13 protein-coding genes are annotated in these 14912 nt (G+C 48.3%); 8 read left to right on the top strand and 5 right to left on the bottom strand.

Annotated features, from left to right (window positions below; all coding sequences use genetic code 11):
- Positions 1-67 precede the first annotated feature (67 nt).
- The 4 genes from ACKFKH_RS01820 to ACKFKH_RS01805 all read right to left on the bottom strand — a co-directional run bounded on the left by ACKFKH_RS01820 (position 68) and on the right by ACKFKH_RS01805 (position 5479).
- On the bottom strand, positions 68-886 hold the full coding sequence (locus ACKFKH_RS01820; protein ID WP_446856513.1) for an aminotransferase class IV: 819 nt from the start codon (positions 884-886) through the stop codon (positions 68-70).
- A gap of 354 nt (positions 887-1240) precedes the next feature.
- The gene (locus tag ACKFKH_RS01815) at positions 1241-3679 is read right to left on the bottom strand and encodes an ATP-binding protein (protein WP_446856512.1); all 2439 of its coding nucleotides are present in this window, start codon (positions 3677-3679) and stop codon (positions 1241-1243) included.
- Positions 3676-4041 carry a response regulator gene (locus ACKFKH_RS01810; protein WP_446856511.1) on the bottom strand — a complete coding sequence of 122 codons (366 nt, stop codon included), beginning with the start codon at positions 4039-4041 and terminating at the stop codon, positions 3676-3678. Before ACKFKH_RS01810 ends, ACKFKH_RS01815 begins: the two co-directional genes overlap by 4 nt.
- Entirely contained in the window at positions 4034-5479 is a 1446-nt protein-coding gene (locus ACKFKH_RS01805) for an ATPase domain-containing protein (protein ID WP_446856510.1), read from the bottom strand. Before ACKFKH_RS01805 ends, ACKFKH_RS01810 begins: the two co-directional genes overlap by 8 nt.
- Before the next feature lie 241 nt (positions 5480-5720).
- Here ACKFKH_RS01805 and ACKFKH_RS01800 point away from each other — a divergent pair, with 241 nt between their 5' ends.
- From ACKFKH_RS01800 to ACKFKH_RS01785, 4 genes are all read left to right on the top strand, one after another.
- Positions 5721-5960: a hypothetical protein gene (locus tag ACKFKH_RS01800; RefSeq protein ID WP_446856509.1), complete on the top strand. Its 240-nt coding sequence runs from the start codon at positions 5721-5723 to the stop codon at positions 5958-5960.
- Between the two features lie 236 nt (positions 5961-6196).
- Positions 6197-6463, top strand: a complete 267-nt coding sequence (locus ACKFKH_RS01795) for a BrnT family toxin (protein WP_446856508.1) — start codon at positions 6197-6199, stop codon at positions 6461-6463.
- Positions 6464-6466: 3 nt separating this feature from the next.
- Entirely contained in the window at positions 6467-6724 is a 258-nt protein-coding gene (locus ACKFKH_RS01790; protein WP_446856507.1) for a BrnA antitoxin family protein, read from the top strand.
- A gap of 323 nt (positions 6725-7047) precedes the next feature.
- Positions 7048-7644 carry a Uma2 family endonuclease gene (locus ACKFKH_RS01785; protein ID WP_446856506.1) on the top strand — a complete coding sequence of 199 codons (597 nt, stop codon included), beginning with the start codon at positions 7048-7050 and terminating at the stop codon, positions 7642-7644.
- A gap of 4 nt (positions 7645-7648) precedes the next feature.
- On the opposite strand, the gene ACKFKH_RS01780 is transcribed toward ACKFKH_RS01785, so the two are convergent.
- A complete protein-coding gene (locus ACKFKH_RS01780) occupies positions 7649-8842 on the bottom strand; it encodes a glycosyltransferase (RefSeq protein WP_446856505.1) in 1194 nt (397 codons plus the stop codon).
- A gap of 206 nt (positions 8843-9048) precedes the next feature.
- Here ACKFKH_RS01780 and ACKFKH_RS01775 point away from each other — a divergent pair, with 206 nt between their 5' ends.
- The 4 genes from ACKFKH_RS01775 to ACKFKH_RS01760 all read left to right on the top strand — a co-directional run bounded on the left by ACKFKH_RS01775 (position 9049) and on the right by ACKFKH_RS01760 (position 14828).
- On the top strand, positions 9049-11319 hold the full coding sequence (locus tag ACKFKH_RS01775; protein ID WP_446856504.1) for a PAS domain S-box protein: 2271 nt from the start codon (positions 9049-9051) through the stop codon (positions 11317-11319).
- Between the two features lie 630 nt (positions 11320-11949).
- On the top strand, positions 11950-14190 hold the full coding sequence (locus ACKFKH_RS01770) for an NACHT domain-containing protein (RefSeq protein WP_446856503.1): 2241 nt from the start codon (positions 11950-11952) through the stop codon (positions 14188-14190).
- A 75-nt stretch (positions 14191-14265) separates the two neighbouring features.
- Positions 14266-14526 carry a ribbon-helix-helix domain-containing protein gene (locus ACKFKH_RS01765; protein ID WP_446856502.1) on the top strand — a complete coding sequence of 87 codons (261 nt, stop codon included), beginning with the start codon at positions 14266-14268 and terminating at the stop codon, positions 14524-14526.
- Positions 14527-14528: 2 nt separating this feature from the next.
- Positions 14529-14828 carry a type II toxin-antitoxin system RelE/ParE family toxin gene (locus ACKFKH_RS01760; protein WP_446856501.1) on the top strand — a complete coding sequence of 100 codons (300 nt, stop codon included), beginning with the start codon at positions 14529-14531 and terminating at the stop codon, positions 14826-14828.
- The last annotated feature ends 84 nt before the right edge of the window (positions 14829-14912 follow it).

Raw genomic sequence — 14912 nt, 5'->3', positions numbered from 1 at the left:
CTTTAGACGCTCGACTTTGGACATTCAGCAAAGCAGCATTTTGAGTCTTTGGTCTTCGAGTCAGGGTTTAAGGTCTAAAAAGCTCTCGCAACGTCCGAAAACCGGGATGCGATGGGGGATAGGTTTGGGGTGAAGGACTCCGCAAAATTGTGTGAATGGGAATGATTTCCATGACGCAATTGGTGTAGGCGATCGCTTCAAACTGTTTTACCAATTCGGGGTTCCACGGTTGTTCGGTGACTTCTTCATTTTGGCACCTGATTTTTGTAATGAGTTGGGTTCTCAATAATCCGGGCAAGATTCCTGACTCCAGGGGAGGTGTCCACCAGTGACGATCGCAGTAGCCCCAAAGGTTTCCTGTGCTGGTTTCGAGCCAGTTTCCGGCATTGTCGGTGAGGATGGCTTCCTGGGCGTTGTAGCGCTGTGCGGTTTGGAGGGCGAGCCAGGGGGCGAGGTAGTTTCCGGTTTTGTGGGAGGGGAGGGAGCGGGTGAGGGAGGGAGGAGGGAGGAGGGAGGAGGGTTCGGGGAGCCAGGCGGTGATGCCGTTTTGTTGGCGGTGGGTGAGATCGGCGGGGAGAAATCTTCCGGTGATCCATTCGCGACCGTCGGGGAAGAGGACGATTCTGAGAATGGGAAAGGTTTGGCTGAGACGATCGGCTCCCTGGCGCAGGCGGTGCCAATCAGGGGGCAACCAGTGAAAGGCTTGCTGGCTGATTTGGAGGCGGTTTAGGTGTCCTGACCAGTTCGTGAGGGGATGGTCGAGAGTCTGGTAGACGCGCAAGGTGGTGAAGAGGGTCGCACCGTAAAGGAGGGCGGGGTCGTCGATCGCTAGTTCCAGTGTCTTGCCTTTGATCAGATTGCCATCGTACCAGTAGGCGTGTTCCATTGAGTGTTTTAACTCGATTTAGTGAAGTTTTTTCGCGGCGATTACACAGCCAGGAACGCCTCTAAATTTACGTGGATTCGATGAAATCTTTCGCTGCGGTTGTGAATCCAGGCAGCCCCCTAAATCCCCCACGAGTGAGGGACTTTGAACCCAAGATCTTGTCTGAAAGTCCCCCAATTTTGGGGGGTTGGGGGGCAGAAGCGCTGAAGAACGAAGCAAAAAAACCTCATCGAATTCACGTTAAATTTCTGTAGTAAAGAACTTTGAACCAGAAATTTTGTCTTAAAGTCCCCAGAATGGGCAGCTTAAAGGGCAAAAGCTTAGAGCAATCCTAAGCCAAAAAACTGCATCGAACTAACGCTGCTTTAGAAAGGCACTTTGTCGTTTGTCGTGAGCATGAAGAAGTTCAGAAATAAGGGCGATACTGGCAACTGGATCGATCGGCTTTGGTAAATGTTTTTGAAAACCGACGGCGTATGCTCTTTGTTCGTCGGCTTCTCCAGCGTAGGCGGTGAGCGCGATCGCAGGCACATTTTTTCCTTGCTGAACGGGGAGCGATCGAATCTGGCGCATCAACATATAGCCGTCCATTTCGGGCATTCCAATATCGCTGATCAGCAGGTTGGGCGGAGATTGGGTAAAAATCTGTAGAGCCTCAGCCCCAGAAGCGACCGCCCGCACGATCGCACCCGCTTGCTCCAGGGCAAAGGCGACAAACTCTCGCGAATCGTCATCGTCATCTACCAGCAAAATCTCAACCCCACTCAGATCGACTGTCGAGGGGAGCGATCGTGGCGATGGCACAGCTTCTAATTGAGAGGCAAGTGGAAGGCTGACGGTAAAGGTTGCTCCTTGTCCTTCGCCGGGACTGCTGACGCTGACGGTGCCGCCGTGTAGTTCGACAATTTGACGGACGATCGCCAGTCCCAGTCCCAGACCACCAAATTTACGAGTCGTCGCGCCATCTTCCTGCCGAAAATGCTCAAAGACATGTGGCAAAAAATCAGGGTGAATGCCTTTGCCCGTATCGCTGACTTGGATCTGAACCTGGTTGTCAATCTGCGTTAAGTTGACGGTGATTCTCCCGCCTGTAGGCGTAAATTTGACTGCATTGGTCAACAGATTCCAGACCACTTGTTGAAGTCGCGCCCCGTCGCCTAACACTGACCCAATGGGATCAAGATTTACCTGAAGCTGAACGGCTTTGGCTTCGATCGCTAATCGCACCGTCTCGATCGCCCCCTCAATCACCGCCGACAGCGTGACCGGAAGCGGTTTCAACGTCAGCTTGCCGCGCAGAATCCGAGAGATATCGAGCAGATCGTCAATCAGTTGTACTTGTAGTTTGGCATTTCGTTCGATCGTCGCGATCGCTTGAGTTGCTTTGGTGGCATCCAGTTTGCCCTGTCGCAGCAGATTAGCCCAGCCGAGAATCGGATTCATCGGCGTGCGAAGTTCGTGAGACAGGACGGCGAGAAATTCGTCTTTGATGCGATTGGCGCGTTCGGCTTCGGTGCGGGCGGTTTGCTCCAGTTTTAAAACGCGGTTGAGTTCAAGTTCGGCGGCTTTGGTACTGGTGAGATCGATCGCAAAAAACACGCCACTACCGGGATCATCCACAAAAGAAGCAGCGCCAATCAAGATGGGAACCTGCCGACCGCTTCTGTGAATGTAGGTTTTTTCAAAAGGAGTACAGATGCCCTTTGCCGCAATCTCTTCAAGAGCGATCTGATCGAGATAGGCGTGTTCGGGGACGGTTAAAGCTTGCCAGTTGATCAGACCTGCTTCTAGGTCGGCTTGAGTGCATCCAATTAAGTCAAGAAGTGCGTCATTGGCGGCGGCGACGTTGCCCGATCGCGTCCAGACCCCCATCGGCACCATGTTGCACTCAAAAATGCGGCGAAATCGAGCTTCACTCGTGAGCAATTCGGCTTCGGTCTGACGGCGTTGGGCTTCGATGGAGACCCGATCGGTAATATCTTCGGCGACACCCGCCGATCGAGAAGGCTGTCCATCTGCATCCAGAAGGATAAATCCGCGATCGCGAATCCAACGCACCGAGCCATCGGGTCGAATAATTCGATACTCTTCATCGCTCTGACCATTGGCTAGACAGCGCTCATTTGCCGATCGCATTCGTTCACGATCGCCAGGGTGAATGGACTCAAACCAAGTGCTGAAATTGCTGTAGAGGGCATCCCGATCGCGTCCCCAAATGGTCTCGTAAGCGGGACTGATATAAACCGGTCGCTGGGCTTTTAGATCAAATAGCCAAAACACACTGGGAATGATTTCGGCCATTTGACGAAACTGTGCGTCGCTGTAATGCTGGGCAGAAATCGCCTGATCGCGCCCTACTTCGGCCTGCTGCCTTGCTGCAATTTGCTGAGTTGTCTCTGATTCGCAAGCCTGAAGCCGTAGAGAAAGCTGACGCGATCGCAGCAAAATTTCGACGCGCGCCTGTAGTTCAATTTTCTCGATCGGTTGAATGATCAGTTCATCCACACTTTGCCAGAGGTGCCGTGTGGCGTATCCCACATCTGGGCGGCTGGTCGCCAACAAGAACGGCAGTAAAATGGGCTGTTCGGCATCGCGTCGAGCCTGCACCCCTTGCCCCAACTGATCCAACGTTCTGCCACAGATGATGCACAGATCAAACGATTTAGACGCGAGTGATTGCTTCACACTATCGATGTCCCAATCAGGAACGATGACTTGATAGCGTGGACTGAGCCACTCTGACATGAGCCGACGATTTTCGCGGTGTTCTAATAGCACCAGGATTCGGTTCATTTAAGCAACTCCCGAATTAACTGCAAAAACTCCCGCATGGCGATCGGCTTGCTTAACAGTCCATTGGCACCGTGAGCAATACTGGCTTGCTGAATAGCGGCATGATGTCTCGGCGAAATCACAAGAAAAGGAATCTCCTGTTGGCGAAGCTGTTGGCAGACTGACCAGATGGTGGCATCAAATCCAGAAATATCAATTAATGCCAGATCAATTTTAGGCACTGGCTCCAAGATTAGAGCAACGTCCTCTAGACAGAGAGCGGGCGACACCTGATAGCCTTGCCGCTCCAACAATTGAGTCAACAATGTGAGATTGTGACGGTTGCGATCGAGTACCAAAATCTGTAGGGGGTCTTTAGGCATCCCGCTCATCGATCCATTCTGGAATGCCGCTCAAGATGCCGCGCAGTTGCGTCAGGGGTTGCCCAACTTTGATCCCTTTTGAGGTGATTTTCAATTCTCGTAGCGTCCGTTCAAAATTAGACAGTCGCTTTTTGAGAACGCCGATCGCTTTTCGCATCTCGCCGCCCATTTCCAGGTATCGCAGAAACATAATGTTGTCCGCTAAATAACTAATGCCAATTTCTGTAACCCGAAAATCTCCGGTGATGTATTCAGTTTCATTGACTAAAATCACCGTCACGCCCATATTTTGCAGATATTTACACAAGGCATGAAGATGCATCACTAAATTGGCTCCTCGCACAGAGAGTTTGTAGCCTGCAACGCTGTCAATCATCACCACCCGCACCTGTTGTTGTTCGACTTCTTGGCGCACCAGGTTAGCAAACTCATCGGGACTAAAGTGCAGTGGCTCAATCGAGACGACCGATAGCATTCTTTGCTGGATCATTGCTTGCACAGGCGTATTGATCGACTCGGCCCGATGTAGCAGCGTGTTGACCTGCTCCTCAAAGGTATAGAGTACCGATCGCTCTCCTCGGCTGGCTGCCGCTTTCATAAATTGCACTCCTAACGAGGTTTTGCCGACTCCGGTTGGCCCGGTTAATACGGTAACGGTGCCCCGCTCAATGCCGCCATGTAGCAGTTGATCCAGTTCGCTCACGCCCGATGAAATGGTCTCCAGCACAAAGTCACATTCGTAGTGATCGGGTTGCAGTCGCGGAAAAACAGCCATCCCCGTGTTGCAAAGTCGCAGGGTGTGAGGGCCTGATCTGAAGTGTGATCCCCGAAATTTGGTGACTCTGACGCTGTGATCGCCACTGTCATGTTGCAACTCAATTACGCCATCGCTCATAAACTGCAAGTCGTCGTCTGGGTTGGTGTGGCTACTTTCTGAAGCAAATAGCACCGTTGCGCCCTGTTCGAGGAGGAACCGCAAAAACGAGAGAACCTGCTTGCGAAACTGAAACACATCGCTTGATAAGTAGCGAAACTGAGTCATCGCATCGATAAAAACTCGCCCCGGTTGAAGCTGTTGTACCTGTTCGACGATTCTCTGGGTGGTGGGTTCTCGCTCAACCTCAGCAGAGGAGAAGATATCGTAGGTTTCGACTTCTGTAAAAAAGCTAGAACTGGGGCTGAGATCGAGAAAGGCGACAGCTTGGAGATCAAAGCCTAGAAGATTGGCGTTCGATCGCACCTGCGCTTCGGATTCACTGAGAGAAATAAAGAGAGTTGGCTCATTTTGGGCTGCCCCTGCCGACAGAAACTCTAGCCCCAGGGTTGTTTTACCTGCGCCCGGCCCTCCTCTGACTAAATAGGCTCGCCGAGGAAGCAGTCCTCCCTCTAACACTTCATCCAATCCCGAAACCCCGGTCGAAAGGCGATCGTATTGCATTACCTAAACTCTGCCACTCATTGAAAACCAACTTACCAATTCATTGTTTCATATCTATCTATCGTTGTTTGCAGAGAATCATGCAGAGAAGTTTATCTGTCGTGAGCTAGAAAAAGTGTCGCGATCACGATCGTTCCTGCTTTTGTCCCGACGTTTCCAGCTTTTTGCTCAAAGGTTTTTGTTTTGAACTGGAGTTGTCGTGTTTTTGAGTCGGGCGATCGCGTTCTGAACCGAAGTCGTCGTGTTTCAAACTGAAGAATTACAGCTTTTTTCTCAAGAAGTGCTGGTTGAAACTCAAGCTGTCTCGTTTGAAACTGAAGTCGTCGTGTTTGAAACTGAAGAATTGCAGCTTTTTTCTCAAGAAGTGCTGGTTAAAACTCAAATTGTTGTGTTTTTTGCTCAAATTGTGGGGTTCCCTACAGAAGCCGTGACGCTTTGGGCGAGGTTTATCTCTTTTGAGTTAGAAAAGATACCGCCTTGACGTAGAGTTGCCCCGATGGAACCTGTACTGATACCAAATTGATCTTTGAGTGCTACAGATCCTTCGCCCCCTAAATCCCCCAAGTTTGGGGGACTTTGAGCAAGAAATCCTGTCCGGAAGTCCCCCAGATTTGGGGGGTTGGGGGGCAGAAGCGTTAAATGCCGAAGCGAAAAAACTCAATCGAATTCATGTGTTTTTAATCTTCGGTCTTTGTAGATGTGCATACAATTAGAAGCATGGCGTATCAATGGGACACCCAAAAAGCAGCGAATAATCTCAGCAAACATGGAATTGATTTTGCCGATGCAGTCTCCGTCTTCTCCGACGATTGCGCCATTACCCTGACAGACCAACGGTATGACGAAGAACGCTACATCACGATCGGACTGGATGCTCTGGGTCGCTTTCTCGTTGTGGTCTACACTTGGCGAGATGATGAAATTCGATTAATTTCTGCGCGATCGGCAACCCGTTCAGAACGAAATCAATACAGTGAGGGATGAGTCATGGAAGCAGAGTACGATTTTAGTCAAGGCAAACGAGGCGCAGTAGAGCCAACCGCAGCAGGAAAAACTCAAATTACCATTCGGTTAGACGACGACATCCTGACCTGGTTTCGAGAACAAGTTCATGCAGCAGGCGGCGGAAACTACCAAAGCTTGATCAACAAGGTACTGCGTCAACACATTCAGCAGAGCCACGAACCTTTAGAAACCACTTTACGCAGAGTTGTCCGAGAAGAACTTGAGCGAATCGAAAAGTGAAAATGCTTGTCCTGAATTCAAAGGGAATCGAGAATTAGAGTGTCCGGGAATTGAGGAAGCGATCGCTCCTCCAAAATTTCCAGTGGCGCGATTCTTTTTGTAGAAGTCAAGGGCAACCGTCCTGCGATCGTTCCTGCATTGGCCCTAGTGACACAGCCAAAGATACAAGAGTCAGCTCGACAAGAGTCAGCTCGGATTGGCAACCGAAGCAAAGAATTTCATCGAATTCAAGTTAATCAAATTCCACAATCGATCGACTCCTCAAGGCAGACAAGCCCGATCGCTCTAAAATAAAAGCAACTTGCTCAAACCAGAAGGCACCCATGACCACGCTATTGATCCAGAGCGTTCCTGTGACGGTTCATCTCCCTTCGCTCAACACCAGCACTCACGAGAAGTTTTACGAATTTTGTCAGGTCAATCCTGATTTGCGAATCGAGCGGACAGCCCAGGGAGAAGTCATCATCATGCCGCCCACTTTTTCGGATACCGGAAATCGCAATTTTAGAGTTTCTGCTCAGTTAGCAATTTGGGCAGAACAAGATGGAACAGGCGAAGGTTTTGACTCCAGCGCAGGCTTTACACTTCCCAATGGGGCAACCCGATCGCCCGATGCTTCGTGGATCAGGCTCGATCGCTGGAATGCGCTCACTGATGATCAAAAAGCCTCCTTTGCGCCAATTTGTCCAGATTTTGTGATTGAGCTTCGCTCCGCGAGTGATTCATTAACCACGCTGCAAAACAAGATGCAGGAATATCTCGACAATGGGGCAAGGTTGGGACTGTTGATCGATCGCCAAAATCGTACCGTTCATGTCTACCGTCCTAACGTCACTCCAGACGTTTTGAACGATCCAGAATCGGTAAGCGGCGATCCAGAATTACCAAAATTCACGCTACGAATGACCAAAATTTGGTAGCTAATCACACGACAAATCCCATGTCTTGTAGACCTTGACGTAATCGATCGCCTTCGGGGGAGCCTGTCTGTTGGTGGAGGGCGATCGCCGATCGAAAGGCTGCCAAACTTTCGGGAACCTGACCGATTTTGAGTAGGGCGACACCGAGATTTTGATAAGCCTCAGCATATTGGGGTTGGAGTTGAATGGCGATCTGGTAGTGAGCGATCGCTTCGACAAACTGGCCCATTGATTTGAGAGTTATCGCTAGATTGTTGTGCGCGATCGCTAATGTTGGATCAATTTCTAACACCTGTTCATATAACTGTTTTGCTTGAATTAAATTACCTTTCTCTTTGAGCAAATTGCCCCAATTGTTTAAAGCACCTAATTTAAGTTTAGGTAAAATCGGTTGCTCTGCTGCGGTTTGATAGTGGCGCTCGGCTTGAATTGCATTACCTAACTCACTATGAACACTGCCTAAGTGATAATGCAGTTCATATAAAATGGGAATATCAATATTAGCAGCATACAGCCCGCGTTCTAATAAGCTCAGGCCCTTGGGCACTTCACCCATCTCGACATAAAGCGCCCCCAATTTGCTGCATACATACGGATCGCTAGGATGTGTTTTGAGAAAGCCTTCCATAATCGATCGTGCCTTCGCAAACTTATCTCTCGCCGCAATCACATCCGGTTGATATCCATCATGCAAAATAGCAACCTTTGGTAAATAACCAATTTGCCACTGCGATTCGCGCTGCAACAACTCATTTACACTGTCATCCACCATTGCATGATACGGACGACTAAAGTAAAGGTCAGGATGACGACGAAACAACCGAGACACCAGCGAGTAAGGCGATTGGGCTGCGCCGATTTCTTGTCGCACTAGATTAACCAAAAGTCGCTGTTCGTTTTGGATCGCTTGCTTCAAATCAGGCACAATCTCAGGCACCAACACCTCATCGGCATCCAACACCAGCACCCAATCGCCGTGAACGTATTTGAGAGATTCATTACGGGCGGCTGAGAAATCGTCGCACCACTCAAAGCTATAAACAGCGGCACCCCATTGGCGAGCGATCGCCTGCGTCTCATCCGTCGATCCTGTATCTAATACAACCATTTCGTCAACGACATCGCGAACGCTGGCCAGACATTTTGGCAACGCTGCCTCTTCATTTTTAACAATGATGCAAAAACTCAAACTGACCATCTTGTAACTTACTTTATAACTTGTGAGGACGGTTGTCTCATTTCAGTCATTACCCCTTTGTAGCGCATTTGTAGCGCACGATCGCTCCCCTCGTTCATCAACTTGGCTCTGAGTTTGGTGAAAGTGAGTATAAATCGTGAGCATAGTAAAATGTTTATGGGAACAGTAGACTATCTTTCTTCTTTCGATGCTTTGGGGATTTGGAGATGCACTCAGAAACAACGCAACCGCAATCAGATTTTGTCGTTGAATCCAATTTGCACCCCAGCGCTCAACTCCCGATCGCAACTCAGCTTTTTCAGCGAGTACTCGATACCCTTCCCCAGTTGATTTTTTGGAAAGACCGCAACTCTGTCTATTTGGGCTGTAACCACAACGGAGCCAAAGTCGCTGGAGTAGCGTCACCAGAGCAGATCATCGGCAAAACAGACTATGACATGCCCTGGAAACTCGAAGAGGCGGAATCGTTTCGGGAGTGCGATCGCCGCGTCATAGAGTCCGGTATTCCCCAACTTCATATTATTGAGCCACAGCAGCAAGCAGACGGCAAACAAGCCTGGTTAGATACCAGCAAGCTTCCACTCAAAAACGATCAGGGCGACGTAATTGGTATTTTGGTAACAATCGAAGACATTACCGATCGCATCACCCTCGACCAGGAAAACCAGCGCTTTCAGACAGACCTCGAAGCCAAAGTCGCCCAGCGCACTCAAGAACTAGAAGCCACGATCGCCCAGCTAGAACAAGAGATTCGCGATCGTCGAGACGCAGAAGCTGCCCTGGCTCAAAGTGAAATCCGATTTCAGAAACTGACGGCCAACGTTCCTGGCATGATTTATCAATTTCGATTAGAGCCGGACGGATCATCCGCTTTCCCCTATGCGTCGTTGGGTTGTCGGGATCTATATGGCATCGAGCCTGAAGAAATCGAGCAAAGCGCTGAACGGCTGATCGACTTGCTGCACCCAGACGATCGTCACAACTTTTTTGAATCGGTTATGCACTCCGCCAAAACCCTGGAAACTTGGCATTGGGAAGGCCGAACGTTTACCGCTTCTGGGCAGGTCAAATGGATTCAAGGAAGCTCTCGACCCGAACGGCAACCCGACGGCGCAGTGGTTTGGGATGGGTTGTTATTAGATATCAGCGATCGCAAACAGATCGAAGCCGAACGTAAACAAACCGCAAAAGAACAGTCTCGATTAGTCGCCATCTTAGAAGCAACCACCGATTTAGTCGTCATCGCCGATGGGCGGGGCAACACCTCCTACATCAATCAAGCCGGACGGCAATTGTTAAATCTGTCTCAAGCTGAAATGGATCAGGGATTTGCGATCGGCACCATGATCGCCCCCTCTGCGCTCGACCAATTTCAACAAGAGGCCCTAAACACCGCTTTACAACTGGGCATCTGGTCAGGTGAAACACTATTGCTCTCGCGAGATGGACGCAAAATTCCCGTGTCTCAGGTGATGATGGCCCATCGCAGCGAGCAGGGCGACATCGAATTTTTATCGACCATTGCCCGCGACATCAGTGACTACAAACACGCAGAATTGGCGCTGCGATCGTCTGAGTCTCAACTGCGGCAACAAACGCAAGACTTAGAATCCACTTTGCGTCAACTGCGAATAACTCAGTCTCAACTCATTCAAAGTGAAAAAATGTCCAGTCTGGGACAACTCGTTGCGGGCGTGGCCCATGAGATCAATAATCCAGTGAACTTCATCTATGGCAACATTGCTCACACATCTGAATATGCTCAAGATCTCATCGCTTTGTTAGAAAGTTATCAGCGATATTATCCCCATCCAAACCCCGCACTCCAGTCCGAAATCGAAGCGATCGACTTAGACTTCTTAATGTCTGATCTGCCCAAAACCCTGAATTCGATGAAGATCGGAGCCGAACGAATTCGTGAAATTGTCTTGTCACTGAGGACGTTTTCTCGACTCGACGAGGCAGACATCAAAGCGATCGACCTCCACGAAAGTCTCGACAGCACCTTGATGATTTTGCAACATCGTCTCAAGCCAAAATCTGATTTTCCAGGGATTCAGGTGATCAAAGACTATGGCAATCTACCGCCTGTGGAATGCTACGCCGGACAGCTAAATCAAGTGTTTATGAACATTTTGAGCAACGCGATCGATGCATTAGAAGAAAGGTTTGAGCGCTCAAAATTCGATCAGTATGAGATTGCTAAACCAACCATTCGCATTGTGACTCAGCACACGAGAGAGAATACCATCATTCACATTATCGACAATGGTTCTGGAATGCCTGAAGAAGTCATGAGTCGGCTATTTGATCCGTTTTTTACAACAAAGCCTGTCGGCAAAGGTACTGGACTGGGGCTATCAATCAGCTATCAAATTGTCGTCGAAAAACATCAGGGACAATTGCGCTGTCAATCCACACTTGGAGAAGGCACAGAGTTTACGATCGTCATTCCCCAAATCAAAAATAGGAACTAATTGCAGGCTGCCAGGAGATAGGTAGAGCTAATTTCTTGTTGTATGACTTAAATTATTGGTTTATGAGTATTTCGGTTTACTGGTCAGTATCGGGGAAAAGTAGCGCATCATAAGGTTACTTAGCTAAGTTTCAAGTTGATTGCTATGCGAGATGATTTTGCTACATCAATCAAAGAGACTCTTGCAAAGCGGGTAGGCTATCGGTGTTCCAATCCTGGCTGTCGTAAGTTAACCAGCGGCCCACACGAAGACCCGTCAAAATTCGTCAATATTGGTGTTGCAGCACACATTACAGCCGCCGCTTCAGGTGGAAAAAGGTACAATCCTACAATCTTATCAGAAGCAAGAAAATCTATAGACAACGGAATGTGGCTTTGTCAAAACTGCGCCAAATTGATTGACAGTGATGAAGTGAGGTATCCTGTTGACTTGTTGATTAAGTGGAAGAAACAGTCTGAGCAGACTGCAAGGTCAGCAATTGAAAAGTCAACAAAAGAGGATTCGTCAAAACCAGATGTTCCAATCGATTGGTATCAGATTAGCCAGATACGACTGGAAGAGCAGCAAAAATTAACGACTAATTTTTTGACAAGAAGCCAGGGGATAAACCATCACTTAGACTCGGTATATGTGCCTTTGGGTTTGGAAGAGCGTAAGCCTCCAAAACGACAAGGTGATGTTGCGCCAGAAGAAGGATCAACGCTATACCGGGAAGCAAAAATCACCCAAACCTTTGAGCATCAGCAGTTTTTAGATCAAGTGCTTCGACAAAAGCAAAGCCCAAAGAGCCAGGGTCGGCGGATTGCGATCGTCGGACAGCCAGGTGCAGGTAAGACAACCCGATTACAGCAGATAGCCCAATGGATCACTCAAGAACTGAAGCAGGCTGTTATTTGGGTTTCGCTCTCTGCACTGGGAGGGAAGACTTTAGAAGAATACCTTTTGGAGACATGGCTCAAGGATAGTTTGAAAGTTGCCAATGTTTCTCCAGAGCAGAAAAATGCTTTTGTTGAGTGGTTTAAAGACTCTCAAACCTGGTTGCTATTGGATGGTGCAGATGAAATGTCTGCTAGAACTCATGCTTCTCCTTTGGAGGCGATCGCAAGTCAGATCACAGGCTGGATTGGTCAAGCCCGGATTATTTTGACTTGTCGGCAAAACCTTTGGGACACTCATGCTCATGGTGTGGAAATCTTTGATGCCTACCGCACATTAGATTTTTCATACCCAACTCAGGTAGAACAATTTATCGAAAACTGGTTTGCTCAGGAAGAGGCAACACGAGGACAGCGGTTATGTGTAGCGCTACGAGAACGAGGGCGAGAACGAATTCAAGATTTGGTGAAAAATCCGCTACTGCTCACACTGCTATGTTTGGATTGGCACATCAGAGAGGGCAAACTTCCAGAAACAAGAGTAGCCCTATACGAGCAGTTTACAAAAGGCTTTTATGAATGGAAGAAAACGGAGATTCCGACAACGTTTCAACAGCGTAAGCAACTGAATGCCAAACTGAGTGAACTGGCTCTAGAAGCGATCGAGAAAGAAGCTAACCGATTTTGTTTGCGCCACGAATTCATATCTCAGTTCATGGGAGAACCAGAAGACGAAGCCTCTTTATTCTGCCTGGCATTAAAATTAGGTTGGCTAAATAAAGTGGGAGTCGATGTAAGCAATCCAAGAGAATCTATCTACGCCTTTCTCCACCCAACATTTGAGGAGTATTTTGCTGCTTTAGAAGCAAAAGAGCGGCTGACCTTTGAGCAGTTACGGGATGAAGTATTTGGGAGGCATTGGCAAAATAAAGCTTGGCGTGAAGTGCTACTGCTAATTTGCGGAATAATTGATGCAGAGTCAGCAGGCAAGTTGATTGAGTCTCTGATGGAGCAGGAACTTGAGCATCATGGTGGAGATTTTGGTTGTCTTGAATTATACGAAGATTATGAGCGGTATTGTGCAAATCATGCTCTCAAAAAGCTTTTGATTGCGGCTGACTGCTTTGGGGAAGTAGAACAACCAGAAGTAATTGAATTAATTAGTTCTCAATTGCTGTCAGAGTTAAAGGAATTCTATGAAGACAGTTCTCGTGTGCGTTTGGTGGCTGAGTTTGCTACTAATAAGCAGAGTGATTTTTCGTTTAGTCTGATGAACACCTCATATGCAATTTGCGATCGAATTGCTAAGTGCTTTCAAAATGAGCCAAATACTCTCTCATGGCTAAAAGAACAATTCAAGGCGATTAGATATCCAGACTGGTCTGATGGTCTTCCGTTGATACGGACAGTGACTCATTATTTCCATGACGATGTGCAAACTTTGACATGGTTAGTCCATGATGTTTACCCGTCTGCTGATGAAGTACTTTCACCTTTTGTATTTGATGAGATCTGGCACTCCTTTAGGGACAATCCACAAGCCTTGGTATTGCTACAAACACTGGTCGAGCGTGGAGCATCAGATGCGGTATTTGCGATTGCTAAATATTATGTAGATGAGCCAACAACTCTATCGTTGCTAACCGATTATGCTCAACAAGATAGACATTGGAGTGTTCAAGCATCTGCTTTGGTAGCGATCGTTCGGCACTATGGCTATGACTTGGAAACTCTAGCATGGGTGCAGCAGTTCATCCTTGAATGTGAGTGTTCTGTTCAGGAAGAAGTCGTAGAAGAGATCGTCGAACACTATAGTGACAGTCCAAACATTCTGGTATGGCTACAACAACGTTTCTTTCCACAAGCGCAAGAGTCGCGATGGCGTATCCTAAATAGCTTTCTAATCAATCACCCTAAACACCCACACACTTTTGAGCTATTGCAAGATTGCGCCGCTAATGCTGCCGATCTCGATACACGCCAATGGGCAACCTGAGAGCTTGAGCAATGGGAGAAGGAAAAGTTAGCTTCCTCAGTCTAAAATAGCAAGTAATTTGTATAGCGGACATCAATGAGCATTAGTCTTACTCCCGATCAGGAACGTCTGATTCAAACCAAACTCCAGTCTGGAAAGTATCGCTCTGTCGAAGAAGTGGTTGAGATAGCTTTGCGACTGCTAGATGAATACGATCGCGCCGATGCGGAATGGGTCGAGGAAGTCAGAACAAAGATTGACGCAGCTATAGAGGCATCAACTCATACACCTCCAGTTGATGGTGAGACGTTTGTAAACCAGATTTTGGAGCGGTTCCAGCAAGCGAAGCAAGCATAAGTATGAGTCGCTACGTTATCAACATTCTTGCCAGCCAAGATCTCAACGAAATTGCTGAGTACTTTGCTGAAAATAGCATCGAGGCAGGCGATCGCTTTTTTAGTGCCTTTAACCGTAAGTGTCAACAACTCGTTGCCTTTCCCAACAGTGGAAAAAGCTATCAAGCAGTCCGCTCCGACCTCCGAGGCTTGTCTCTCGAAGGCTACATCATCTTCTACCGGATTTTGGACGACGGGATTGAGATTCTGCGGGTTGTGAGTGGTCGTCGTGATTTTCTATCTCTTTTTGGGGAGTCTACTTGAAACGCGCTTTTGCAGTTCTAGAATTTGTGCGTCGCTGCTTGAAAACCTGGATCTCGCAGACATCCTATGCTCGGTGTAATCTAG

This window comes from Phormidesmis sp. 146-20, assembly GCF_052939475.1.
This window is presented reverse-complemented; position numbering and strand designations above follow the sequence as displayed.

Coding starts and splice junctions, on each gene's coding strand:
- ACKFKH_RS01810 (WP_446856511.1), bottom strand. CDS start 4,041: ATGCCTAAAGACCCCCTACAGATTTTGGTACTCGATCGCAACCGTCAC.
- ACKFKH_RS01790 (WP_446856507.1), top strand. CDS start 6,467: ATGGAAGCAGAGTACGATTTTAGTCAAGGCAAACGAGGCGCAGTAGAG.
- ACKFKH_RS01780 (WP_446856505.1), bottom strand. CDS start 8,842: ATGGTCAGTTTGAGTTTTTGCATCATTGTTAAAAATGAAGAGGCAGCG.
- ACKFKH_RS01795 (WP_446856508.1), top strand. CDS start 6,197: ATGGCGTATCAATGGGACACCCAAAAAGCAGCGAATAATCTCAGCAAA.
- ACKFKH_RS01815 (WP_446856512.1), bottom strand. CDS start 3,679: ATGAACCGAATCCTGGTGCTATTAGAACACCGCGAAAATCGTCGGCTC.
- ACKFKH_RS01805 (WP_446856510.1), bottom strand. CDS start 5,479: ATGCAATACGATCGCCTTTCGACCGGGGTTTCGGGATTGGATGAAGTG.
- ACKFKH_RS01760 (WP_446856501.1), top strand. CDS start 14,529: ATGAGTCGCTACGTTATCAACATTCTTGCCAGCCAAGATCTCAACGAA.
- ACKFKH_RS01775 (WP_446856504.1), top strand. CDS start 9,049: ATGCACTCAGAAACAACGCAACCGCAATCAGATTTTGTCGTTGAATCC.
- ACKFKH_RS01820 (WP_446856513.1), bottom strand. CDS start 886: ATGGAACACGCCTACTGGTACGATGGCAATCTGATCAAAGGCAAGACA.
- ACKFKH_RS01765 (WP_446856502.1), top strand. CDS start 14,266: ATGAGCATTAGTCTTACTCCCGATCAGGAACGTCTGATTCAAACCAAA.
- ACKFKH_RS01785 (WP_446856506.1), top strand. CDS start 7,048: ATGACCACGCTATTGATCCAGAGCGTTCCTGTGACGGTTCATCTCCCT.